Raw genomic sequence first — 25261 nt, forward strand, 5'->3', positions numbered from 1 at the left:
GCATGGGCCCTCTCCAGGGCGCGGCCTGGCCGCGCCCATCCTCAAGGAACGACACCATGACCATCGAACGCCTCGACGCCGGCCCGCGCATGAGCCAGGCCGTGATCCACGGCGACACCGTCTACCTGGCCGGCCAGGTCGGCGCGCCGGGCGCGAGCGTCGCCGAGCAGACCAAGGCGGTGCTGGCCTCGATCGAGAGCCTGCTGGCCCGCGCCGGCAGCGACAAGTCCAAGATCCTCAGCGCCACCATCTGGCTGGCCGACATGGCCGACTTCGCCGAGATGAACGCGGTGTGGGACGCCTGGGTCGGGGGCAAGGACGCGCCGGCCCGCGCCACCGGCGAGGCGAAGCTGGCCACCCCGGACTACAAGGTCGAGATCATCGTGGTCGCCGCGCGCTAGGCGCGGCCTTCCCTTCGGCGAACCCGAGGCGCCGCCGGCGCTTCGGGACGCCTTCGCGGACCGCTGTCCCGCCGGCGGCGGTTCAGCGCACGCGGATGTCGACGCTGATCTTCAGGGCGTCGTGGCGCCAGAACTCGCGGTCGTGCTCGACGACGCGGCCCTGGGCGTCATAGCTGGTCCGGACCACGCTGAGTCCGGGCAGGCCGGATTTCACCCGCAGGGCCTCGGCCTCCTCCCGCGTCAGCGCGCACGGCTGCATATCCACCTGGTTGCGCGCCACCGAGATATTGTAGTGCGACTTCAGGACGCTGGTCAGCGACCGGTCCAGGGAGTGCTCAAGCAGCCCCGGCGCGGTGACGGCGTCCACGACGATGCTCTCGACCAGCACCGCCCGGTCGTCGACATAGCGGCGGCGGCGGATCAGGTACATCGGCGCGCCGACCGGCCGCCTGAAGATCTGGGCCAGGGCCGCGTCGCACGGAATCTCCGTCTTGCTCAGCGTCTCGGTGGCCGGGCGGCGGCCCTGCGCCTCGACATAGGACATGAACCCCTCCCAGCGGGTCGGGTCGTAGACCACCGGCGGCGGCGAGACGTACCAGCCGCTGCGGTCCTTGCGGTAGATGACGCCCTCGGCCTCCAGCTGGAACAGGCCCTCGCGGATGGTGCCGCGCGCCATGCCCACATCGGTCTGCAGCCGCCGCTCCGACGGCAGGCGCTCGCCCGGCTTCAGCTCGCCCGACGCGATCCGGCCGGCGACGTGGTCGCGCATGCTCAGATAGTGCAGGCCTTCGACCAGGTCGGTCCGGTTTGGGGTTGAGGGCATGGGAGTCTCGGCCCGGCGGGCGAATCCGCCGTTCGCGAACATGCGAACCCGCCGGGAGGCGGTCAAGCGAACCGCGATCTGGCGAAGGCCGCGCCGCGCGAAAACCCGCGCACAAACTTCACGAAAGTTTCGTCCAAGCGGCTCGCCGTTTTGGTCTATACCAATTTTGACGAAGGGAGACGGGGCATGACGGCGAACAGGCGAGGATTCCTGCGGGGCGCGGCCGGCGGTCTGGCGGCCGGGGCGGCGATCAACATGCTGCCGCCGGCGCTGCGCAAGGCCATGGCCATTCCCGCCCGCAGCCTTGCAGGCTCGATCATGGACGTCGAGCATGTGGTGATCTTCATGCAGGAGAACCGCTCGTTCGATCACTATTTCGGGACGTTCAACGGCGTGCGCGGGTTCGGCGATCCTCGTCCGCAGCGCCTGCCGGGCGGGGCCTCGGTCTGGCGCCAACCCAGCCGCCAGCACCCCGACGGCTTCGTCGCGCCGTTCTACGCCGACTCGCGGACCACCAACGCCTACACGGTCGACGGCTCGGACCAGAGCCACCAGGGCAACATCACCATCGTCAACGGCGGCCGCTACGACCGCTGGGGCCATTCCGGCGAGCTGCACAAGCGGATGGCCTACTACAAGGGCTCGGACCTGCCCTTCTATCACGCCCTGGCCTCGGCGTTCACCATCTGCGACGCCTACCACTGCTCGACCCTGACCCAGACCTATCCGAACCGGCTGCACCTGTGGACCGGCTGCAACGGCGGCGGGAAGGTCGGCGGCGATCCGGAGATGAGCAATTACGGCGAGGACGAAACCCCCAGCGCCGACATGGCCGAGGACCGTCCGATGGCCCGCGATCCCCACGACTGGAAGACCTACGCCGAGCGCCTCCAGGAGGCGGGGATCAGCTGGAAGGTCTATCAGGAGTACGACAATTTCGGCGACAACATCTTGTCGGTGTTCAAGAATTTCCGCCCCTGCGACAAGGGCTCGCCGCTGTACGAGCGCGGCCGCTCGTGGGTGTCCGAGCACCGCCCCGATCCCGACCGCAAGCGTTCCGACGGCGAGCAGCTGGTCGCGGCCTTCCGGGCCGACGTCGCCGCCGACGCGCTGCCGCAGGTGTCGTGGATCGTCACCGCCGCGGACCTGTCCGAGCATCCCTCGGCCGAGCCGGCCAAGGGCGAGCATGTCTGCGCCGGGCTGATCGAGGCGCTGGTCGACCATCCCGAGGTGTTCGCCAAGACGGTGTTCATCGTCAACTACGACGAGGCCGGCGGCTTCTACGACCACATGCCGCCGCCCATGCCGCCGCTGCGGCCGGAGGAGGGGCATTCGACGGTGTCGACCGCCGGCGAGGCCAAGGACTACGGCGACGCCAAGGTCGCCAATCCGGGCGTCCATCCCCTCGGCCTGGGGGTGCGGGTGCCGGCCATCGTCGTCTCGCCCTGGAGCCGCGGCGGCTATGTCTGCTCGGAGGTGTTCGACCACACCTCGACCCTGCGCTTCCTCGAAAAGCGTTTCGGCGTGCGCGAGGACAACATCAGCGACTGGCGGCGCGCGGTGTGCGGCGACCTGACCTCGGCCTTCGATTTCGCCGAGCCGAACCGCGACTGGGCCAGCCTCGCCCTTCCGGCCACCGCCGACTACATGGCGCGGGTCCGTCGCTCGAAGGCCGCGCCCAGCCTGCGCATCCCCGAGGTCCAGTCCCCCGCCGCCCAGGACGGGCCGTCCCGGCCGGCCCGGCCGGTTCCCTACGCCCTGGGCGCGGACGTCCGCGTCGAAGGGGGCGCGGTCTGGATCGATCTGGCCAATGCGGGGACCGCCGGCGCGGTGTTCCAGGTGTTCGACAACACCGATCGGGCCGGGCCGTGGCGGTTCACCCTGGGGCCCAAGGCGCGCTACGCCGCCGGCCATTGGAACGAGGCCATGGGGCGTGGCGTCTACGACCTGACGGTGACGGGACCGAACGGCTTCCATCGTCGCTTCGCCGGCGACGCCCGCCGGCCGCAGCCCAGGCTGACCGTCACGACCGACGCCGAGCGCCGGCTGGTGCTGTCCATCCGGGGCGCGCTTCCGCGCCGGGTGGTCCTGCACATCGAGATGGGCGACGCCTATCCCCTGGTCGAGGGCGAGGCCCGGCGTCGGGTGTCGGTGGGCTCCGGCGAGACGCGCGAGGTCTGGGACCTGCGCGGCGGCGACCATTGGTACGACCTGACGGTCGCCTTGGCCGGCGATCCTTCCTACCGGCTGCGCCTGGCCGGCCACATCGAGACGGGACGCGCCAGCCGCACCGACCCGGCGATCGGCCCCATGCGCCTATGACGCCGCTCAGGAAAGAAAAATCAAATGCTTATGGAGACGGCATGACTTCGCCAGAGGCCTTCGTGGCGGCGCTCTTCGACCTCTACGGGCGGATCGGCGGCCTGCGCTACGGCGAGGATGTGAGCCAGCTCGAACATGCGCTGCAGACGGCCCACCACGCCCGCCTGGACGGCGCGCCCGACGACCTCGTCGCCGCCGCCCTGCTGCACGACGTCGGCCACATGATGCAGAAGGCCGGCGAGGACGCCGCCGACCGCGGGATCGACGCCCGGCACGAGCAGATCGGCGCCGGCTTCCTGGCCCGGGCGTTCGGGCCCGAAGTCACCGAGCCGGTGCGCCTGCACGTCGCCGCCAAGCGGTATCTGGCGGCGCGCGAGCCGGGCTATCTGGAGCGGTTGAGCGCCGCCTCGCTGCAGAGCCTGGCCCTGCAGGGCGGTCCGATGAGCGAGGCCGAGGCCGAGGCCTTCCTCGCCGCTCCCTACGCCCAGGCCGCCGTCCGCCTGCGGCGCTACGACGAACAAGGCAAGGACCCGGGCGCGGAGATCGCCGACCTGGCCGCCTACGAACAACTCCTCTGCAATCTCATCCGGGAGCGAGGCCATTGAGCGACAGCCGATAACCGCATCGACCTGAACCGTCCGACCAACCACTGAAACCTGGCCCGCCGGCCCGCGCCGGCCGGCCGCCGACTACGTGAAAAGCGCCTTCGGGCGCGCCGGGGGTTTTCGCAATTCGGTCTGTACGAGCGGGGTCGCCATGGCGCGGCCGCGGTCGCTGTCGGCTGGCCTCCGCGCGTCCCGCCCGGCGCCCGCCGCAACGCCATCATGGAGAGCCCCATGCACCGCCAAGCCGCCCCCGAGAGGGGCCACCGCCGCCGCAACCTGCGGGGCGCCAGCCTCGCCGCCCTGCTGGTCGCCGCCCCCGCCGGCCTGTTCGCCGACCTCGCCCACGCCGAGGGGCCCGACGAGGCCGCCGCCGTCGACGGTCTGACCATCGTCGGCCAACGGCTGGGATCGGCCAAGGCCATCGAGGCCCAGAAGAACGCCAAGGCCGTGGTGTCGGTGATCTCGGCCGACGACCTGGGCAAGCTGCCCGACGCCAACGTCGCCGACGCCCTGGCCCGCGTCCCCGGGGTCAATGTCGTGGTCAACCAGGAGACCGGCGAGGGCGAGTACGTCACCGTCCGGGGCTTCGCCGGCACCTACAACGCCTATTCGATCAACGGCGTGCGCGTAGCGCTGACCGACCCGGCCAGCCGGCGGATGTCGATGACCATGCTGCCGCCCAACGGCCTGCAGGCGATCACGGTGGCCAAGACCCTGACGCCCGACATGGACGGCGACGCCATCGGCGGCTCGGTCGATTTCCGCACGCCCACCGCGTTCGATTTCCGCAAGCCGACCGTGCGGCTGTTCGGCGCCTACGGGATCAACGACCGCGCCCGCGACCAGGGCGAGCGGGACGGCTCCGGCCAGATCCAGGCCGATTTCGCCACCCGGTTCGGCGACGCGGGCCAGTTCGGCTTCTTCGCCTCGGTCAATTACGGCAAGAGCCACGGCCTCAACGAGGAGACCGAGAACGACGGCGAGTGGGAGCCCTATCGCTGGCGCAAGAACTCCACCGAGACCATCGACGACCGCTCGATGTACCTACCGGGCATCGACCTCGACTATCGGCGGGTGGAGCAGACGCGCTACGGCGGCAACTTCTCGCTCGACTATCGCGGCGGCGCGCACGACTTCTATCTGCGCGGCCAGTACAACCGCTTCGAGCGGGTGTCGAACAACGACTACACCGACTTCCGCAGCCGGCCGACCTTGCGCCTGGTCCAGGCCAACGCCGACGACGCCAATCTGGTCCAGCCCGAGAACAACGTGGTCGGCGTCGGCGCCAAGGGGCGCATCTACGGCTACACCACCAGCCAGATCGTCGATCAGGACGGCGACGGCGTGATCACCGACGCCGACCGCAAGAGCAAGTCCTACTGGTCGCTCTACGGCCGCTCGGGGGTGTGGAGCCCCCAGGCCTTCCAGATGGCGCGCACCTTCCAGGTGCAGGACCAGAACCAGACCCTGGCCACGGTCAACTTCGGCGGGGCCAGCCGCCTGGGCCGCCTCAGCCTCGACTATGACCTCAGCTACAGCTGGGGCGACCGCGAGGAGCCGGACAACTATTCGGTGGGCTACGACTGCGACGCCTGCTCGGCGCCGTTTAACCAGACCGGCCTCCTGTGGTCGTCGTTCGATCCGCGCTTCCCGATGCCGCAACTGCCGGCCTTCGCCCAGAACGCCGACCGCGACGACTCGCTGCTGCCGTTCAGCGGGGCCAGCCTCAGCCGCAACAAGCAGACCGACCAGCGCGTCGCCGCGCGCCTGGACGCCAAGTACCAGACCGGCGGCCTGGTCGACTTCGTCAAGGCCGGGGTCAAGATCACCCGATCGAGCCGCGACTATGACAGCACGCCGGTGTGGTCGGGCTCGTTCGCGGGCACGTCGCTGGACGGCAAGAACCTCGCCCAGTCGGGTCTCGTGGAGCGCCATGTCGAGCGCACCCGCGACCCGGTGACGCGCGAGGTCGTCGCCATCCGCCAGGGCAACGCCGATGGTCGGCAGCTCGTACTTCTACGCCACGGCCCGCGACTGGGCGCGGTTCGGCCAGCTCCACCTCGACGACGGCGTGTCCGAGGGGCGGCGGGTCCTCTCGCGGGCCTGGATCGACCACGTCCGTGCGCCGGCCCCCGCCGCCCCGCTGGGGGAGTACGGCGGCCACTTCCGCCTCAACGGCCGCGCCGCGCCGGGATCGCCGGCGCGCGCCTTTCCCGACCTGCCGGCGGACATGTATTTCGCGCGCGGCTTCGGCCTGCAGGTCGTCGCCGTCTTCCCCGCGCGACGGGCGGTGATCGTGCGGCTGGGCTGGACCCTCGACGACGACGCCTTCGACATGAACCGCGAGTTCGCCGACCTTCTGGCCTCGCTGGAGCCGGCGCGCGCGGCCGGCGTCGAAAAAGCGTCATGACGGGTAAGGGGCCGTCCGTCGTCGGACGTCGTCCTAAGCATAGAAACCACAACGACAAGTCATAACGACGAGAGGGGGAGACCATGTTCGGACGCAACCGCCGCAGAGCGGCCGCAGTAAGCACAGCCGCCCTGATGGCGGCGCTTTCCACCAGCCACGCCGCCTTCGCCCAGGAGGCCGCGGTCCGCTTCACGGTGCCGGCCCAGCCGCTGGCGGCGGGGCTGCTGTCGCTGGGCCGCGAGGCCCATCTGTCGATCGCCGCCCCGACCCTGCTGGTCGCCGGCAAGACCGGGCGCGCGGTCGAGGGCGAGTTCACGGTCCGGGCGGCGCTGACCCGGATGCTCGACGGCACCGGGCTCGGCTACGAGTTCGTCGGGCCCAACGCCGTCCGCATCGTCGAGGGGCCCCGCTCCAAGGCGGGCGACGCCGGCGAGACGTCCCCGGCCCAGGCCGCCGCCGAGGTGGCGCAGCTGTCCGAACTGGTGGTGGCCGGCACGCGCATCCGCGGCCAGGCGCCGGTGGGCTCGGAGCTGGTCAACCTGTCGCGCGACGACATCGAACAGCTCGGCCGCGCCACCGTCACCGAGCTGGTCAAGACCATCCCGCAGGTCCAGAGCCTGGGCGCGACCGACGGCCTGAACGGCCATCGCGGCCAGGGCGGCGTCGACAACCAGACCGCCGCGACCAGCGTCAACCTGCGCGGCCTGGGCGCGGACGCCACCCTGGTGCTGGTCAACGGCCGGCGGGTGGCGCCCACGGCCTCGGGCGCCTTCGTCGACGTCTCGCAGATTCCGCTCTCGGCCGTGCAGCGGATGGAGCTGCTGCCGGACGGCGCCTCGGCGATCTATGGTTCGGACGCCGTCGGCGGCGTGGTCAACTTCGTGCTGCGCAAGGGCCGCGAAGGGGCCGAGAGCAGCCTGCGCTACGGTCTCGGCTCGGGCTTCCATGAATACGACGTCGGCCAGTCCCTGGGCTTCGACTGGGGCTCCGGGTCGGCCTTGCTGGCCTACGAGTATTACAGCCGCACCCGTCTGGCCGCCTCAAAGCGCGACTACTTCCAGTCGGACCTGCGAGCCTTCGGCGGGACCGACTATCGCGACCCCTACACCAGCAATCCCGGCAACATCCTGGCCGGCGGGGTGCTCTACGCCATCCCCAAGGGACAGGACGGCACGCACCTGACGCCCGCCGCCCTCATTCCTGGCGCGCCGAACCTGATGAACGCCCAGCGCGACGCCGACATCCTGCCCAGCCAGAGCCGCAACAGCTTCGTCGCCTCGATCTCCCAGGACCTGACGCCGAGCGTCCACCTCTATCTCGACGCGCTCTACGCCACCCGCGACTTCGAAAAACGCCTGGGCGCGCCCGGGGGGGCCAATACGGCCCTGACGGTGCCCAACACCAACCCGTTCTTCGTCAGCCCGATCCCGGGGGCGACCTCGACGACCATCTACTATTCGCTGGTCGACGACCTGCCGCAGCGGGTGACGGGGAGCTCGAAAAACTACACCGTCACGGCGGGCGCGCGGTTCGACCTGCCGCGCGAGTGGACGCTCGAGGCCTACGGCTCCCTCGGCCAGGACCGCGCTTCGAACCTCGACACCGGCGGCGCCAACAACTTCCGGCTGGCCCAGGCCCTGGCCGACCCCAATCCCGCCACGGCGTTCAACCCGTTCGGCGACGGCTCGCACACCTCGGCGGCGACGCTGGCCAAGATCGCCGGCTCCATCCGCTACCGCAACACCTACGATGTGCGCGTCGCCAGCCTGGGGGCCTCCGGGCCGCTGTTCAGCCTGCCGGGCGGCGACGTGCGGGCCGCGGTCGGGACCGACTACCGCTACGAGCGCCTGGACGCCTTCAGCCTGCTCGACTACGACCAGCCGACGCCCTACAGCCTGCCCAGCGACGGCGCCACCCACCGCGACATCGTCGCCGGCTACGCCGAAGTGCTGGTGCCCGTGTTCGGCGCGCCCAACGCCCGTCCGGGCCTGCAACGGCTGGACCTGTCGTTCGCGATCCGCAGCGAGCGCTACAGCGACTTCGGATCGACCACCAATCCCAAGTTCGGCCTGGTCTGGAAGCCGTTCGACAGCCTGTCCCTGCGCGGCAGCTGGGGAACCTCGTTCAAGGCGCCGCGCCTGGTGCAGCTGAACGAGGGACAGAACGCCTGGCTCTATCGCCCCTTCCCGAACGCCAACGCCCAGCCCGGGCCGACGACGCCGGTGCCCGGCTATTCCAACACCCTTCTGCTGTTCGGTCCGTCCAACAAGAACCTGAAGCCCGAGACGGCCGAGACCTGGAGCGTGGGCGCCGATTTCCACGCCGCCGCGTGGCCGGGCTTCAAGGCGGGGCTGACCTACTTCTCCGTCCGCTACAAGGACCGGATCAGCGCCCCGACCGTCGAGCAGGTGAGCGCGCTGCTGGCCCAGGGGAGCGTCGTCAACGATCTGGTGCTGGTCCGCCATCCGACCCAGGCCCAGGTGGACGCGATCTACAGCCAGCCGAACTTCATCGGCTTGCCCCTGCCGGCCAACCAGATCGAGGCCATCCTGAACCTGGCCGTAGCCAATTTCGGCGCGGTCGAGGAGGAGGGGCTGGACGTCAACGCCTCCTATCAGTTCGGCTTGGGGCGCGGGCAGGTCACGCTGGACGGCGGCCTGACCTACCTGACCAAGTATTCGGTGCAGCGGGTTCCGGGCGATCCGTTCGTCGACCAGCTCAACACCTTCAGCAACCCGAACCGGCTGCACGGCCACGTCGGGGCGGCGTGGCGGCGCGGTCCGGTGCAGGCCGCCCTGGGCGTCAACTATCTCGGCGGCTACGACAACAACCTGCTGCCGGTGACCTCCAAGGTGTCGTCCTGGACCACGGTGGACGCCCACCTCGGCTACACCTTCCCGGACGCCGGAGGGCTGCGGCGCGGGGTGTCGCTGATCCTCGACGTCGAGAACCTGTTCGACAGCGATCCGCCCTTCGTCGACAACGAGGACTCCAAGATCGGCTACGACCCCGAACAGGGCGATCCGCGCGGCCGGACCGTCTCGCTCACCCTGCGCAAGACCTGGTGAGCCGTGGCGTTCCGGAGCTTCTCGTCGCGCGGCTTCGCCCTGGCGCTGATCGCGGCCTGCTGGCTGGGCGCGTCCCAGCCGGCGGCGGCCGCGCCGCGCGCGGGAGAGGTGGTCGAGGAGCCGCGGACGCTGGTCACGCCCCAGGGCGAGACCGTCGCCTACGAGGTCGGCACGCTGTTCGTGCGCGAGAACCGCGCGCGGCCTGACAGCCGCCTGATCGGCGTCGGCTTCTTCCGCTTCAAGGGAGCCCCCGGCGCGGCCGGGCCGCCGACCTTCCATCTGCCGGGCGGCCCGGGCTCCAGCTATTTCGACATCTTCACCGAGAAGTCGGACTGGGCGCGGGCCAAGCTCAAGGAGCTTTTGCTCTACCGCGCGGTCGGCGACGTGGTGGTGGTCGACCAGCGCGGCTATTCCGGCCGGGGCGAGATGCTGACCTATCGCCACGCCGAGGCCGGGCGCCTGCTGGACCGCCCGGCCTCGTCGGCGCGCGAGGCGGCGGCGGATCTTGTCGAGGCCCGCGCGGCGGTCGCCGCCCAGCCGGGCCGGGACCTGTCGGGCTATACGGTCCAGGCCCTGGTCGACGACGTCGACGACCTGCGCCGGGCCCTCGGCTACGACCGCGTCTCGCTGGTCGGCCAGAGCTTCGGCTCGCAGTGGGCCTTCGCCGTCATGCGGTTGCGCCCGCAGATCGTCGCCCGCGCCGTGCTGTCGGGGGTCGAGCCGCTGGACGGCGGCTACGACATGCCCTCCCACGTCTTCGCCGCCCTGCAGCGCATCGCCTGGGACGCAGACCACGATCGCGGGCTTGCGCCCTATCTTCCGCCGGGCGGGGTGATGGCGGCGGTCGAGGCTGTGCGCGCCCGTCTGGCGGCCCGGCCCGTGGTCGTGCGCGGCGCCGCCGACGGCGGCCGCGACGTCAGGCTCGGCGTCGAGGATCTCCAGCAGGCCATGCTCACCGAGGCGGCGGACTGGCCCGGCCTGATGCTCGCCCTCTATCACCGCCGCTATGGCGACTGGGGGCGGTCGGTCGCCAGGGGCCGTCTGCGGCGCGACGACACCCTGCCGCTGATCGGCCCCCTGATCGACACCAGCCTGGGCGTGACGCCGGCCCGGATGCGGATGCTGCTCACCGATCCGGCGGTCCGCTACCTCGGCGACTGGAACTGGGCCTCCTATGTCGCCGCCGCCAAGGCTCGCGCCTGGCCGACCGCCGACGTCGGCGACCCCTTGCGCGAACCAGCGCCCAGCGACATCCCCGTGGTCTTCGTCGCCGGCGACTGGGACGTCTCGACCCCGGTCGAGAACGCCCTCGGCATGGCCCCTTATTTCCCCAACGGCCGCGTCGTCCTCGTCCATCGCGGCGGCCACGACGCCCGCATGCGGCTGGTCGAGGAGCGCCCCGCCGTCATCGACGCCCTGGCCGGCTTCCTGAAGACCGGCGACGTGCGGAGCCTGCCCGTCCGGGTCGAGCTGGCGGCGCCCGCCTTCAAGGTTCCGGCCTTCGCCCCGCCGTCCGACGGGGCGGCCCGGTGACCACGTCCTTTCCCCAACGCCTGGTGACGCATGTCTGAAGTCTCGCTCCCCAGCAGCCGCGAGCCGACCTGGTTCGGCCATCCGCGCGGCCTGACCATCCTGTTCCTGACCGAGATGTGGGAGATCTTCTCCTACTACGGCATGCGCGCGCTGCTGGTCTATTACATGACCAAGCAGCTGCTGCTCGGCCAGGCCCAGGCCTCGATGGTCTACGGCCTCTACACGGCCACGGTCTATCTGACGCCGATCGTCGGCGGGGTGATCTCCGACCGCTGGCTGGGCCGGCGCAGGTCGGTGATCCTCGGCGGGTCGATCATGGCGCTCGGCCACTTCATGATGGCCTCGGAGAGCCTGTTCTATCCCGCCCTGGCGGTGATCGCCCTGGGCAACGGCCTGTTCATGCCCAGCCTGCCCAGCCAGGTGGTCGGCCTCTATCGGCCGGACGATCCGAGGCGGGGCTCGGCCTTCAACCTCTATTACGTCGGCATCAACCTGGGGGCGCTGCTGGCGCCGCTGGTCTGCGGCACGCTGGGCGAGACCTTCGGCTGGCACTGGGGTTTCGCCGCGGCCGGGGTCGGCATGGCCGGGGGGCTGGCCATCTATGTCGCCGGCGCGCGCTACCTGCCGCCCGAGCCGCTCCGCGCGGCCGACCGGGGCCGGGCGGACGAGCCCCCGCCTGGCGACCTGGCCCGCCGGCTGTGGCTGCTGGCCGGGGTGGCGGCGACGGTGGTGATCTTCCGGGTGGCCTATGAGCAGCTCGGCAACACCGTGGCGCTGTGGGCGGACCAGGGCGTCGACCGCCACGTCGGCGGCTGGACCATCCCGATGACCTGGTTCCAGTCGCTCAACCCGCTGCTGGTCTTCGCCCTGACGCCGGTGCTGGTGGCGCGGTGGACCGACGCCGCGCGGCGCGGCCGCGAGCCGTCCTCGATCGTCAAGATGGCCATCGGCGCGGCCGTGGTCGGAGCTTCCTTCCTGTTGTTGGGGGCGGTCGATCTGTGGACGGGCGGGGCCCGGGCGAGCTGGGTGTGGCTGGCCGTGTTCTTCGCCGTCCTGACCGTGGGCGAGCTCTACATCCTGCCGGTGGGGATGGGCCTGTTCGGCCGGCTCGCGCCGCCGAGGATCGCGGCCACCACCATCGCCGTGTGGTGCCTTGCGTTGTTCGCCGGGAATCTGGCGGCGGGGGTGGTCGGCGTGCTGTGGGGGCGCATGCCGCACGGCCAGTATTTCCTATTGATGGCCGCGTTCGCCGGAGCCTCCAGCCTGATCCTGCTGCTGTTCGACCGCCCGGCTCAGCGCGTCGAGGCGGGCGCCGCGACGCCCGGAACGGTTCCCGTGGCGGAAGGGGCGGTTTCGTGAGCCGACCAGTCCGCCCCGACCAATCCAGAGAGACGGAAGCGATGACGACCACCTTGAAGACGAGGCTGCGCCTCGTCGCCTCGGCCGCAGCCTGCGCGGCGGCGCTGTTCGGGACCGGCGCGGCCCACGCCGCCGGGCCGGTGCTGGCCCAGTCGCCGACGCTTGGCCGCACCGAGATCGTGTTCACCTATGGCGGCTATCTCTGGAGCGTGCCGCGCCAGGGCGGCGCGGCGCGCCAGCTCACCGCCGGCGGAAGCGAGGGGCGCGCCTTCTTCTCGCCCGACGGCCGCTGGATCGCCTATTCCAGCGAGAAGGACGGCAACCGCGACGTCTATGTCATGCCCGCCGGCGGCGGCGAGGCGCGCCGCCTGACCTGGCATCCGGGCGCCGACGTTCCGGTCGGCTGGACGCCCGACAGCAAGAAGGTGCTGTTCCGCTCGGGCCGCGACTCCTACGCCACCTTCCACCGCCTCTACACCGTGCCGGTCGAGGGCGGCCCGCAGGCGGTCCTGCCGATGTGGCGGGGCGAGAGCGGCTCCTATTCGCCGGACGGCGGCCGGGTCGCCTATGTGCCCAACCTCAAATGGCAGAAGGAATGGAAGCGTTATCGCGGCGGCCAGGCGACGCCGATCTGGCTGGCCGACCTGAAGAGCCTGCGCGTCGAGAAATTGCCCAGGACGGATTCCAACGACAGCGAGCCGGTCTGGGTCGGCGACACGGTCTACTTCCTGTCCGATCGCGACGGGCCGGTCACCCTTTACGCCTACGACACCCGGGCCAAGAGCGTGCGCCGGCTGGTCGACAATCCCGACGGCTTCGATTTCAAGAGCCTGTCGGCCGGTCCGGACGCCCTGGTCTACGAACAGTTCGGCGAGGTGCGGCTGTTCTCGCCCGAGACCGGGACCTCGACCAAGGTCGAGATCGACCTGCCGAAGGACCTGGCGGCGACGAAGGCGGGCAAGGTCAGGCTGGCCGGCGAGATCATGAGCGCCGGCCTGTCGCCGCACGGCGACGCGGCGGTGTTCGGCGCGCATGGCGATGTGGTGATCGTCCCGGCCGCTGGCGGCGAGGCGCGCAACCTGACCCGCACCCCCGGCGTGGCCGAGCGCGATCCGGCCTGGTCGCCGGACGGACGGCGCATCGCCTATCTTTCCGACGAATCCGGCGAATACGCCCTGCACGTCCGCGACGTGGCCGGCGACGCCCCCGCGACCAAGATCGCCCTCGGCGATCCGCCGTCGTTCTTTAGCGAGCCGATGTGGTCGCCGGACGGCGGCAAGATCCTGCTGCACGACAAGCGCCTGAACCTGTGGTGGGTCGATCTGGCCTCCAAGAAGATGACCCGGATCGACACCGCCCTGTTCGACGTGCCGAGCCAGGACTTCGCGCCGGCCTGGTCGCCGGACGGGCGCTTCGTCGCCTACACGGTGATGCTGCCCAGCTACATGCACGCCGTCCGCCTCTATTCCCTGGATCAGGGGCGCAGCGTCCAGGTCACCGACGGCATGAGCGACGCCCGCTATCCGGCCTTCGACCGGGCGGGGGACAGGCTGGTGTTCGCCGCCAGCACCGACCTCGGCCCGGCCTTGAGCTGGCAGGAGATGTCGGCCTTCAACCGGCCGGTGACCCGCAGCCTCTATGCGACGACGCTGCACGGACCCGGCGGGGCGGTGGACCTGGAGGGCCTCGGCCGGCGGATCGCCGCCCTGCCGACCCAGGCGGGCAACTATGTCGGGCTGAAGACCGGCAAGGCCGGGACGCTGTTCGTGCAGGAGCTGCCGATCGTCGCGCCGCGCACCGGCGGCCGCGCCGGCGGCCTGACCGTCAGCCGGCTCGACCTCGCCAGCGGCAAGCTGGAGCCGTTCGCCGACCGCGTCCGCGCCTTCGCCCTGTCGGAGGATGGGGAGAAGGCGCTGCTGCGTCTGGGGCGGGACTGGCTGATCGCGCCGACCGGCGCGCCGGCGGCGGCCGGCCAGGGCAAGCTCGACATCGCCAAGGTCGAGATCGACGTCGACCCGCGCGCGGAATGGCGGCAGATGTTCCACGAGGTCTGGCGCTTCGAGCGCGACTTCTTCTACGAGCCCGGCTTCCACGGCCTGGATCTGGCCGCCGCCGAGCGGCGCTACCGGCCCTTCGTCGAGGCGGTCGGCGGCCGCGAGGATCTCAACTACCTGTTCCGCGAGATGCTGGGCGAGCTGACGGTCGGCCACATGTTCGTCAGCACCGACGGTCGTCCGGAAATGAACTCTTTCGGCGTCGGCCTGCTGGGCGCCGACTACGCCGTCGAGGCGGGACGCTATCGGTTCGCGCGGATCTATGACGGCGACGTCTGGGCGCCCGACCTCAAGGCGCCGCTGGCCGGGCAGGGCGTCAAGGCCGGCGACTACCTGCTGGCGGTCAACGGCAAGCCGCTGACGGCCGACGCCGATCTCTACGCCGCCTTCCAGGACACCGTGATGCGGCCGACCCGCATCCTGGTCGGCCCCGACCCCAAGGGGCGGGGCGCGCGCGAGCTGACCGTGACGCCGACCTTCGACGAGATCGAGCTTCGCCAGCGCGCCTGGGAGGAGGACAACCGCCACAAGGTCGACGCCCTCAGCGGCGGGCGGCTGGCCTATGTCCACCTGCCCGACACCTCCGACGCCGGCTACGCCAACTTCAACCGCTTCTATTTCGCCCAGGTCGGCAAGGCGGGCGCCATTGTCGACGGCCGCTTCAATCTGGGCGGCAGTTTTGCGGACTATGTGATCGACCATCTGGGCCGGCCGCTGCGCAACTGCGGCGCCACCCGCGAGGGGCGCGACTGGTGCCTGCCCCTGGCCCAGATCTTCGGCCCCAAGACCATGCTGATCAACGACCAGGCCGGCTCCGGCGGCGAGGCCATGCCCTGGATGTTCCGCGAGGCGGGGCTGGGGCCGCTGGTCGGCGTGCGCACCTGGGGCGGTCTGACCGCCGGCGGCGCGCCGCAGCTGATGGACGGCGACGGCGTCGCCGCGCCCTCGCACGGCCACTACGGCGCCGGCGGCTGGGAGATCGAGAACCGCGGCCTGACGCCGGACATCGAGGTCGAGAACGACCCGGCCTCCATGGCCGCCGGCCACGACCGCCAGCTCGAACGCGCCGTCGAGGCGACGCTGCAGTCCCTGGCCGCCGCCTCGACCTCGGCCGGTCCGGCGCGGCCGGCCTATCCGACCTATATGCGGCCCTGGGCCGCGACCCAACCGGGAAAACCCTGATGCGCCGTCCTCTCCTCGGCCTGACCGCCGGCTTGGCCGCGCTCGCCTGCGCCTGGAGCGCGGGCGCGGCCCCCGCGCGGGTCGTCTATCGCAACGCCAACCTGATCGACAGCGTGTCGGGGACGTCGCGGCCGGGCATGTCGATCCTGATCGAGGGCGAGACCATCAAGGCGGTCGCGCCCGACGCGGGCCTGTCGCAGGCCGACCTGGCCGGGGCGCAGGCCGTCGACCTGCACGGCCAGTACGTCCTGCCCGGCCTGATCGACAGCCACGAGCACCTGCTGGCGCCCAACCGCAGGGCGGGCCAGGCCCTGCTGCGCCGCGACGTCTACGCCGGCGTCACCGCCATCCGCGACATGGCCGACGACCTGCGGGGCGTCGCCGACCTGGCGCGGGCCAGCCGCGCCGGCGAGATCCCCGCGCCGGACATCTACTACGCGGCTCTGATGGGCGGGCCCGGCCTGTTCGCCAATCCGCGCATCGCCTATCTGTCCGAGGGCTGGACGCCTGGAACGGCGCCGTGGGCCCAGGCGGTGACGCCCAAGACCGACGTGCGCCTGGCGGTGGCCGTGGCGCGCGGCACCGGGGCGACGGCGGTCAAGCTCTACACCGACATCCCCGCGCCGCTGGTGCGCGCGCTGGCGGCCGAGGCCCATCGCCAGGGCCTGAAGGTCTGGACCCACGCCGCCATCCTGCCGGCCCTGCCGCTCGACGCGGTGGAGGCGGGGGCCGACAGCCTGTCCCACGTCTGCGACCTGGCCTATCAGGCGGCCGACCGTCCGCCCCGGATCATCTTCGAGCGCACGCCGGTTCCCTTCGACAAGCTCTCGCACGGCGACGACCCGCAGATCACCGCCGTGTTCGAGGCCATGCGCCGCCGCGGGACGATCCTCGACGCCACCAACCGCACCTATGTCGAATCCGACAAGCATCAGCGGCCGGGCCAGGCGCCGATCTGCACCGCCGAGGTGTCGGCGCGGCTGACCGCCCAGGCCTTGCGCCAGGGCGTGGCGGTCTCGACCGGGACGGACGGGTTCGCCCCGCCCGACGATCTGTTCCCGCCGTTGTACGACGAGCTGGAGTTCCTGGCCGACAAGGTCGGCATGACGCCGGCCCAAGTGATCCACTCGGCGACGGTGGTCGGCGCACGGGCGACCGGCCAGCCCGAGGCGCTGGGCCAGATCGCGCCCGGCCGTCTGGCCGACCTGATGATCGTCGAGAAGAACCCGCTGGAGGACATCCGCAACCTGCGCACCGTGACGCTGACGGTGAAGCGGGGACGGGCCTATCCCCGGTCGGAGTTCCAGCCCCTTTCGGTCGACGAGCTGCGTTGAAACGCCCCCCGGAGACGCATCTGAGACGCCTCCGGGCCAGGTATTGGGAGAAACAGGATGGACGACCTATCGCGACGCCGGATGATGGGCCTTGCGGCGGCGGGTCTGGCGGGCGCCTGCGCCGAGCCGGCCCTGGCCGCCGGCGCCGCCCGTGACCGCCAGCCCCTGCCGGGGACGCTGCGGACGCGGATCGCCGCCCTGCTCAAGCGCAACCAGATGCCGGCGGTGGCCGTCGCGGCGGTGAAGCGCGGCCGGCCGGCGATCGTCGACGCCCTGGGCGTGGCCTCGCTGCCGTTCGCGGCGCCGGCCACCGAGCGCACCCTGTTCCACTGGGGCTCGGCCTCGAAGCAGCTGACCGCCGCCCTGGTGGTGCGCCTGGCCCTGGCGGGCAAGGTCGGTCTCGACCAGCCGCTCGGCCGCTATGTCCAGGGTCTGCCCGAACAGTTCGCCGGCCTGCCGATCCACACCCTGCTCAGCCACACCAGCGGGGCGCCGGACTATGCGCTGCTGGGCGGCCAGCCCGACCTGGCGCCGGACCGCCACATCGATCGCGCCACCTTCCTGGCCAAGGCGGGCGGGCTGCAGCCCGACTTCAAGCCGGGCGAGGCCTGGAGCTATTCCAACACCGGCTATGTGCTGCTGGGCTATCTGGCCGCCGACCTCTACGGCGAGTCCTATCGCGACGCCGTGACCCGGGAGCTGCTCAAGCCGGCCCGCCTGGCCGAAGGACGGATGGACGACGCGCCCGCCGTGATCGCCGGCCGCGCCGAGCCCTATGATCTGGAAGGCGGCGTCCTGCGCCACGCCATGATGATGGACGGCGAGTTCTCGGCCTGGCCGGACGGCGGGGCGCTGATGTCGGCCCGCGACGCCGCACGCTGGGAGGCGGGGCTGCAATCGAACGCGGTGATCTCGGCCGAGGCCCTGCGGTTGATGACCACCCCGGAGCGCATGGTCACGGGGCGCAGCGCGGCCTACGGCTTCGGCTGGTTCCTCGACCGGGTCCATGGCCGGGTCGTCCACTATCACGGCGGATCGGTGCCGGGATTCCTGACCTTCTATGTGCGGGTCCCGTCCGAGGGGATCGGCGTGGTGGCGATGACCAATGTCGGCAGCGACGCCGGGGGGCGCGGCGTGCAGCAGATCGCCCAGGAGCTGGTCGAGCATCTCCTCCCGGGCTCGACGTGGCTGTCGCTGGCGCCCGTGTCCGACCCCGACCCGGCCCGCACCGCCGAGGCCCGCGCCATGTTGACGCGCGGCAAGGCGCCCCTGGACCCGGCCCGTTTCGCCTCGGAGATCGCCCCGATCATCGGCCGCCCCGCCGGCCGCCGCGCCGCGCCGCCCAACCTCGCCCGCCTGGGCGCGATGAAGGACTTCCAGCTGGTCGAGACCTTCGACGAAGGCGGCTGCACGGTGCGCCGCTACCGCGCCGTCTATGACGGCCAGACCGAGCACGTCACGTTCGGCCACGCCCCCGACGGCCACATCTTCCGCGCGCGGGCGCTGTAGGGAGGCGTCGGGGACCGGGGCTCAGCCCGCGCTTCGCCGCGCCGTCTCGATGGCGCGCCGGAGGGCGGGCATGACCCTTGGGTCGCCGCATTGCGCGGCGTTGAAGCGCATGAAGCCGGCGGCGCTCTGCGAGGCGCTGTAGACGTTGCCGGGGGCGAGGACGACGTCGTCGGCCAGGGCCGCGCGGGCCGCCGTGGCGGAATCGGCGTCGCCGGGCAGGCGGCACCAGAGGTTGAAGCCGCCACGCGGCATGATCCACGGCTCGACGCCGAGGCCGCGCAGCTTCTCCACCGTCTCGCGCCGCGCCTGGGTCAGCCGGCGACGCAGCGTCTCCATGTGCTTGCGGTAGGCGCCGCCGGCCAGGACGCTGGCGATCAGTTCGGCGGCGATCGGGCTCGGGCCGCCGAAATTGGCCGCGACCTGGAGGTTGGCGAGCTCCTCGATCCAGTCCGGTCGGGCGGCGACATAGCCGCAGCGCACCGAGGCCGAGAGCGTCTTCGAGAAGCTGCCGATGCGGATGACGCGATTCAGCCCGTCGAGCGCCGCCAGGCGCGGCGAGGGCTCCGGCTCGAAATCGGCGAAGATGTCGTCCTCGACGATGGTCAGGTCATGGGCGGCGGCGGCGTTGAGCAGCCGATGGGCGGTCTGCGCCGAGAGCGTCGCGCCCGTGGGGTTGTGCAGCGCCGAATTGGTCACGTAGAGGCGCGGCCGTTCGGCGGCGAGGACGGCCTCGAAACTGGCGAGGTCCGGTCCGGACGGCGTGTAGGGCGCGCCGACGATCCTCACCTGATGCGCGCGCAGCAGGGCGCGGAAGTTGAAGTAGCAGGGATCGTCGACCAGCACCGTGTCGCCGGGCCGCAGCAGGAAGCGGCAGACGAGGTCGATGGCCTGGGTTCCCGAGGCCGTCAGCAGCAGCTGGTCGGGGGACGCCTCGACGCTGTCCTCGGCGAAGCGCGCCAGCAGCAGGCGGCGAAGCGCCGGCGAGCCGCGCACGCCGCCGTAGTCGGTCAGCAGCGCATCCTCGGCGCGGGCGAGGGCGCGGACGGCACGCCGCAAGGCTTCGGTGGGCATCCAGTCGGCCGGCAGCCAGCCGCAGCCGGGCTTCAGCGCCGACGCGCCGGCGTCGAGGGACTGCCGCGAAACCCAGAACGGGTCGACCAGCCGGTCCTGGGCCGGGCGGTCCTCGGTCAGGGCCAGATGCGGCAGGACCGAGGCCGCCACATAGAAGCCCGAGCCGCGCCTGGCCCGGATCAGCCCCTCGGCCGCCAGCCGGTCGTAGGCCTCGACCACCGTCGAGGGGGAAACCCCCATCGTGGCGGCGAGGCCGCGGATCGAAGGCAGGCGGTCGCCGGCGATCAGGGCGCGGCTGGCCACCCTGGCCCGGATCGCCGTCATCACATCGGCGGTGCGGGTTCGCGTGCGGCCGCCCGGCGGTGGCGTCGTGCTCAAGGTGTATGCGCATCCTTACCAGTACAGTTTGGCGATATTGTATGGGTCTGTAGCTGCCGTGGCCAGCCGGCGCCGCCTATCCTCGCGCCCGGAAAGCGAGGAACGATGAGCGACGTCAAGCAATCGGCCGAAGGGTGGGGCGCGGGCCTCCTGGGCGTGGTGATCTTCAGCGGCTCTCTGCCGGCGACGCGCGTCGCCGTGGCGGGGTTCTCGCCGCTGTTCCTGACCTCGGCGCGGGCGGTGATCGCCGCGGCGCTGGCGGCGGCGTTGCTCGCCCTGTGGCGCCAGGCGCGCCCGGGGCGCGAGGACCTCGCCTCGCTGGCGGTGGTCGCCGTGGGCGTGGTGATCGGATTTCCGCTGCTAACGGCGCTGGCGTTGCAGCACATCAACTCGGCGCGCTCGATCGTCTTCATCGGTCTATTGCCCCTGGCCACCGCGATCTTCGGGGTGCTGCGGGGCGGCGAGCGGCCAAGGCCGCTGTTCTGGCTGTGCTCTGGCCTGGGCGGCGCCATCATCGTCGCCTTCGCCCTGTCCAACGGCGGGGCGGCCTCTCCGGCCGGCGACCTGCTGATGGTGGCCGCCGTCGTCCTGTGCGGGCTCGGCTACGCCGAGGGCGCGAAGCTCTCGCGCCGGCTCGGCGGCTGGCAGGTCATCTCCTGGGCGCTGGTTCTCGCCGCGCCCCTGATGCTGGCGCTCGCGGCCATGACCCTGCCGTCCTCGTGGACGGGCGTCGGCGTTCCGGCCTGGCTCGGCCTGATGTACGTCTCGGTGTTCAGCATGCTGGTCGGCTTCGTGTTCTGGTACCGGGGGCTGGCGCTCGGCGGCATCGCCAGCGTCGGCCAGCTGCAATTGCTCCAGCCGTTCCTTGGCCTGGCGCTGGCCGGCCTGCTGCTGCACGAGCCGGTGGCCTGGACCATGATCGTGGCGACCGGCCTCGTCGTGCTCTGCGTCGCCCTGGCCCGGCGGTTCGCCTAGGCCGCGCGCCGCGCGGTGCGGTCGACGGCGTCGATGACCGCGGAATAGAGCGCCGGCGGCAGGTCGTGCCCCATGCCGGGGACCAGCATGAATTCGGCTCCTGGGATCGAGGCCGCCGTGTCCTCGCCGCAGGCCGGCAGGATCAGCGGATCGTCGGCGCCATGGATGACCAGGGTCGGCGCGGCGACCGCCGCCAGCTTGGCCCGTCGGTCGCCGGCGACGGCGATGGCGGCGAGCTGGCGCCCGAACCCGCCGCGATCGTAGCCGCGGCGGAGTTCCTCCAGCACGAGGGCGCGGTGGGCCTCCGGATCGAACGGAAAGCCGGAGCCGGCGATGCGCCGCGCGAAGGCCAGGCTGTGCTCCAGGAAGCCGGCCTCGTCCTCGAAGGGATCGGGCGCGGGGCGCGTCATCATCGCCATGACCTCCGGCGCGGCCGGCGGAAGGGCGGGATCGCCCGTGCTGGACATGATGGACGTGAGCGACAGCGTCCGCTCCGGACGCGCGCTGGCGACGACCTGCGCGATCATGCCGCCCATGGAGCGGCCGACGAGGTGCGCCCGATCGATCGACAGGGCGTCGAGCAGGCCGACGGCGTCGGCGGCCATGTCCTCCAGGTGGTAGGGGACATCCGGCCGTCCTCCGGCCATGAGCGTCGCGGCCAGCGCGGCGAAATCGGGCGTGGGGCGGTCGGCGAAATGGGTCGAGCGGCCGGCGTCGCGGTTGTCGAAGCGGACGACGCGGTAGCCTCGCGCCGACAGCGCCCGGCAGAACGGGGTCGTCCAGCGGATCATCTGGGTTCCCAGGCCCGCGATCAGCAGGATGGTCTCGTCGCCGTCCTCGCCGAAGCTGTCATAGGCCAGGTCGACGCCGTGGGCGGTCAGGATGTTCATGGTCGTTCCGTTGGTCCGGCTGATAGGGGCGAATTAACACCCGGATCAAATATGATCAATATCAGCCGGGTAATATAGGCTTTCGCACCCGCCCAGGTTTAGCTGCGGCGGCGGCCGGTCCCGAAACGCGGCGGCGCAGGCCCGATTGATCCGATGTGTCAGAAATTTGTCGATCCGGGGGTAGGGCGAAACGCACCTCAAGACGTCCAAGCATGCACAAACGATAAAGGGAGAGGGGCATGCCCAGGACGTTTCGAACCGCACGTGGCGGTCTGGCCGGTGCGGCGGGGGTTTCGGCGCTGTTGATCGGACTGGCCGGCTCGGCCGTCGCGCACGCTCAGGAGGCGACGGCTCACTATTCGATAGCGGCGCAGCCGCTTTCGACCGGCCTGCTGGAGCTGGGCCGTCAGGCCCGCATCTCGATCGCCGCGCCGTCTGGGCTGGTGGCCGGCAAGGTCGGCAAGGCGGTGCAGGGCGATTTCACGGTGCGGGCCGCGCTGGCGACGATGCTGGCCGGCACCGGCCTGAAGAGCGAGTTCGTCAGCGCCAGCGCCGTCAAGGTGACGCCGGCGGGCGACAACGTCGCCGCCGAGCTCGACGCCGCCGGTGAGAAGCCGGACGAGGTGACCCAGTTGTCCGAGGTGCTGATCACCGGCACCCATATCAAGGGCCAGGCGCCGATCGGCTCCGAACTGCTGGCGATGGGGCGGGACGAGATCGTCGCGGCCGGCCGCGCCAACATGGCGGACCTGCTGAAGATCGTCCCGGCGGTCCAGACCATCGGCACGTCGGACGGCGTCCGCAGCAATCGCGGCCAGGGCCAGGTCGAGAACAATGGCGCGGGTTCGGCGGTGAACATCCGCGGCCTGGGCGCGGAATCGACCCTGGTGCTGGTCAACGGCCGCCGGGTCGCCCCGGCCTCGGGCGGAGCCTTCGTCGACGTCTCGCAGATCCCGGTGTCGGCGGTCGACAGGGTCGAGGTGCTGCCCGACGGCGCCTCGGCGCTCTATGGTTCCGACGCGGTCGGCGGCGTGGTCAACTTCGTGCTGCGCAAGCGCTTCGACGGCGCCGACACGACCCTTCACTACGGAATGGGCGACGGCTTTCACGAATACCAGGCCAGCCAGACCATCGGCAAGGCGTGGGAAGGCGGCAGCGCCATGCTGTCCTACGAATACTATAGCCGCACCCATCTGGCGGCCAGCAAGCGAGACTACGCCCGCACCGACCTGACCAGCCTGGGCGGTGACAACTTCCTGCCCATCTCGGCAGGGTCCCTCTACGCCGGCAATCCGGGCACGGTGATGGTCGGCGGCGCGCCCTACGCCGCCATTCCGCACGGCCAGAACGGCCGCAACCTCACCGCGTCGCAGCTGCTGGTCGGTCAGGTCAACCAGTTCGACCCGCAGCTTTCGTCCGATCTCCTGCCGAGCCAGGAGCGCAACAGCTTCGTCGCGTCATTCGAGCAGTCGCTGACGCCGACGATCCGCTTCTTCGCCGACGGCCTCTATTCGCGGCGCACCTTCGACATCCGCAACCGGGCCGACGCCAAGGCGATCATCGTCGGGACGGCCAATCCCTACTTCATTGCGGGCGTCCCAGGCTCGGCGGCTTCCGAGACGGTCAACTACTCGTTCGTCAAGGACTTCAACAACCGCACCGAAGGGGTTTCGCAGAACTATACGGTCACCGCGGGCTTCGACTTCGACCTGCCGTTCAAGTGGAGCGGCGAGTTATCCGGGACGACGGGACAGGACCACCTCGTCAATCGCGGCCTCGGCCTGGTCAACACGGCTCGCCTCGGCGTCGCGTCGGGCGACCCCGCCGCCGGGCCGCACCCCGCTGGCCTGCCCTATTTCAACCCGTTCGGCGACGGCTCGTTCACCGATCCGCAGACCCTGGCCTATGTCCAAGGGAGCACCCGGAACCGCCAAGTCTACGACGTCAGCTCGCTGTCGGTCTCGGCCAGCGGTCCGCTGTTCGACCTTCCCGGCGGAACCGTGCGCATGGCCGTCGGCGCCGACTGGCGCAAGGAGCGGTACGAAAGTGCGCGGGTGGACGACACCACAAGCCTGCTGCCTGAGACCGTGACGGCGTTTTCCGACAACGGCTTCGGCGTGGGGGCGTTCAAGCGCACCGTGAAGGCGGCCTATGCCGAACTGACCGTTCCCCTGGTCGGGGCCGACAACGCTCTGCCGCTGGTTCAGAAGCTGGACCTGTCCCTGGCCGAGCGTTTCGAGGACTACAGCGACTTCGGCTCGACCTCGGACCCCAAGGTCGCCCTGCAATGGCAGCCGGCCAAGGGCCTGACGGTGAGGGGCAGCTGGGGAACCTCGTTCCGCGCGCCGCGCCTTGTCGAACTCGACACGACCGCCAACGCCTACTACCTGCGGCCTGTGCCCAACGCCGGCGCGGTCCCGGGCGATCCGAGCACCTTCACTCTTGCACCGGGCTATTCCTGGGTCGTCTATCTGGCTGACGCGGGCAACAGCGCGCTGAAGCCCGAGACGGCCGACACCTGGAGCGCGGGCGTGGATTTCCAGCCCGAGGCCGTGCCAGGGCTGAAGTTCAGCGCCACCTATTTCAACATCGACTACAAGAACCGCATCCTTGCGCCGAGCACGCCTGAGATTCAGAGCGCCCTGGCAGGTTCGGGAACGCCGGGCATCGTGCTCGGCCTGCATCCCAGCCAGGCGGTGCTCGACGCCATCTATGCGAACAAGGCCGGTTCGGTCGGGCTGCCGAACGGCCTGTTCAAGGACGCCGGCGCGGTCGGCGCCTTCCTGCCCGGCTTTCCCAACAACCAGCTGCCGGCCGCCAACGTCTACGCCATCATGCACGTCGGCCTGTCCAACTATGGAACGGTGCAGACCGACGGCTGGGACCTGAGCGGGTCCTATCGTCTCCAGACCGGCTTCGGCGACCTCGATTTCGCCGAGGCCCTGACCCTGATCACCACCTACAAGATCAGCCGGGGCGGCGGGGAGGCGCTCGACCTGCTCGACACCATGAGCAACCCGGTCAGCCTGCGCTCGCGCAGCACCATCGGCTGGAGCAAGGGCCCCCTGGCGGCGCAGTTCGCCCTCAACCACGTCGGCGGCTACGTCAATCCCTACAAGAACCAGAAGGTGTCGGCCTGGAACACCGTCGACGCCCATTTCGCCTATAGGGTCCGCAGCGAGCGCAAGTCGCTCGACGGCCTGCTGGTGACGCTGGACGTCGAGAACCTGTTCGACGAGGACCCGCCGTTCGTCAACAACCACGACGCCTCGACGGGCTACGACCCCGAGATGGCCAGCCCGCGCGGGCGGGTCTTCGGCCTGACGCTGCGCAAGTCGTGGTGAGCG

At 71.1% G+C, this 25261-nt stretch carries 15 protein-coding genes; 12 read left to right on the forward strand and 3 right to left on the reverse strand.

Going from position 1 to position 25261, the window contains the following annotated elements:
- Window positions 1-56 precede the first annotated feature (56 nt).
- The gene (locus tag C5708_RS04470; RefSeq protein WP_242918296.1) at window positions 57-401 is read left to right on the forward strand and encodes a RidA family protein; all 345 of its coding nucleotides are present in this window, start codon (window positions 57-59) and stop codon (window positions 399-401) included.
- A gap of 82 nt (window positions 402-483) precedes the next feature.
- On the opposite strand, the gene C5708_RS04475 is transcribed toward C5708_RS04470, so the two are convergent.
- Window positions 484-1224: a UTRA domain-containing protein gene (locus tag C5708_RS04475; RefSeq protein WP_242918298.1), complete on the reverse strand. Its 741-nt coding sequence runs from the start codon at window positions 1222-1224 to the stop codon at window positions 484-486.
- A gap of 186 nt (window positions 1225-1410) precedes the next feature.
- On the opposite strand from C5708_RS04475, the gene C5708_RS04480 reads away from it, so the two are divergent.
- The 9 genes from C5708_RS04480 to C5708_RS04520 all read left to right on the forward strand — a co-directional run bounded on the left by C5708_RS04480 (window position 1411) and on the right by C5708_RS04520 (window position 18600).
- Complete coding sequence (locus C5708_RS04480; protein ID WP_242918300.1) at window positions 1411-3546, forward strand: phospholipase C, phosphocholine-specific; 2136 nt, start codon at window positions 1411-1413, stop codon at window positions 3544-3546.
- Between the two features lie 41 nt (window positions 3547-3587).
- The gene (locus tag C5708_RS04485; RefSeq protein WP_242918302.1) at window positions 3588-4151 is read left to right on the forward strand and encodes a phosphonate degradation HD-domain oxygenase; all 564 of its coding nucleotides are present in this window, start codon (window positions 3588-3590) and stop codon (window positions 4149-4151) included.
- 231 nt (window positions 4152-4382) lie between these two features.
- Window positions 4383-6626 (forward strand): TonB-dependent receptor plug domain-containing protein, encoded by a 2244-nt coding sequence (locus tag C5708_RS04490; RefSeq protein WP_242918304.1) that lies wholly within the window; start codon window positions 4383-4385, stop codon window positions 6624-6626.
- Between the two features lie 69 nt (window positions 6627-6695).
- Window positions 6696-9629 (forward strand): TonB-dependent receptor, encoded by a 2934-nt coding sequence (locus tag C5708_RS04495; protein ID WP_242918306.1) that lies wholly within the window; start codon window positions 6696-6698, stop codon window positions 9627-9629.
- A 3-nt stretch (window positions 9630-9632) separates the two neighbouring features.
- Complete coding sequence (locus C5708_RS04500) at window positions 9633-11162, forward strand: alpha/beta hydrolase (protein WP_242918308.1); 1530 nt, start codon at window positions 9633-9635, stop codon at window positions 11160-11162.
- A gap of 30 nt (window positions 11163-11192) precedes the next feature.
- Window positions 11193-12521, forward strand: coding sequence for a peptide MFS transporter (locus C5708_RS04505; protein WP_242918310.1), 1329 nt, complete (start codon window positions 11193-11195; stop codon window positions 12519-12521).
- 41 nt (window positions 12522-12562) lie between these two features.
- A complete protein-coding gene (locus tag C5708_RS04510; RefSeq protein WP_242918312.1) occupies window positions 12563-15757 on the forward strand; it encodes a PDZ domain-containing protein in 3195 nt (1064 codons plus the stop codon).
- Window positions 15757-17091, forward strand: coding sequence for an amidohydrolase family protein (locus C5708_RS04515; RefSeq protein WP_242918314.1), 1335 nt, complete (start codon window positions 15757-15759; stop codon window positions 17089-17091). The genes C5708_RS04510 and C5708_RS04515 overlap by 1 nt, the downstream gene beginning before the upstream one ends.
- A gap of 57 nt (window positions 17092-17148) precedes the next feature.
- Window positions 17149-18600 (forward strand): serine hydrolase domain-containing protein, encoded by a 1452-nt coding sequence (locus tag C5708_RS04520; RefSeq protein WP_242918316.1) that lies wholly within the window; start codon window positions 17149-17151, stop codon window positions 18598-18600.
- Between the two features lie 21 nt (window positions 18601-18621).
- Here C5708_RS04520 and C5708_RS04525 read toward each other — a convergent pair whose 3' ends face one another.
- On the reverse strand, window positions 18622-20049 hold the full coding sequence (locus C5708_RS04525) for a PLP-dependent aminotransferase family protein (RefSeq protein ID WP_242918318.1): 1428 nt from the start codon (window positions 20047-20049) through the stop codon (window positions 18622-18624).
- Between the two features lie 105 nt (window positions 20050-20154).
- On the opposite strand from C5708_RS04525, the gene C5708_RS04530 reads away from it, so the two are divergent.
- Entirely contained in the window at window positions 20155-21024 is an 870-nt protein-coding gene (locus C5708_RS04530) for a DMT family transporter (protein WP_242918320.1), read from the forward strand.
- Here the strand turns inward: C5708_RS04530 and C5708_RS04535 are convergent.
- On the reverse strand, window positions 21021-21914 hold the full coding sequence (locus tag C5708_RS04535) for an alpha/beta hydrolase (protein ID WP_242918322.1): 894 nt from the start codon (window positions 21912-21914) through the stop codon (window positions 21021-21023). The two genes, C5708_RS04530 and C5708_RS04535, sit on opposite strands and share 4 nt — an antisense overlap.
- 239 nt (window positions 21915-22153) lie before the next feature.
- Here C5708_RS04535 and C5708_RS04540 point away from each other — a divergent pair, with 239 nt between their 5' ends.
- The gene (locus C5708_RS04540; RefSeq protein ID WP_242918324.1) at window positions 22154-25258 is read left to right on the forward strand and encodes a TonB-dependent receptor; all 3105 of its coding nucleotides are present in this window, start codon (window positions 22154-22156) and stop codon (window positions 25256-25258) included.
- Window positions 25259-25261: the final 3 nt, after the last annotated feature.

Origin of the sequence: Caulobacter sp. CCUG 60055, from assembly GCF_022750545.1 — a bacterium.
In the GTDB taxonomy this organism is placed as follows: domain Bacteria; phylum Pseudomonadota; class Alphaproteobacteria; order Caulobacterales; family Caulobacteraceae; genus PUIC01.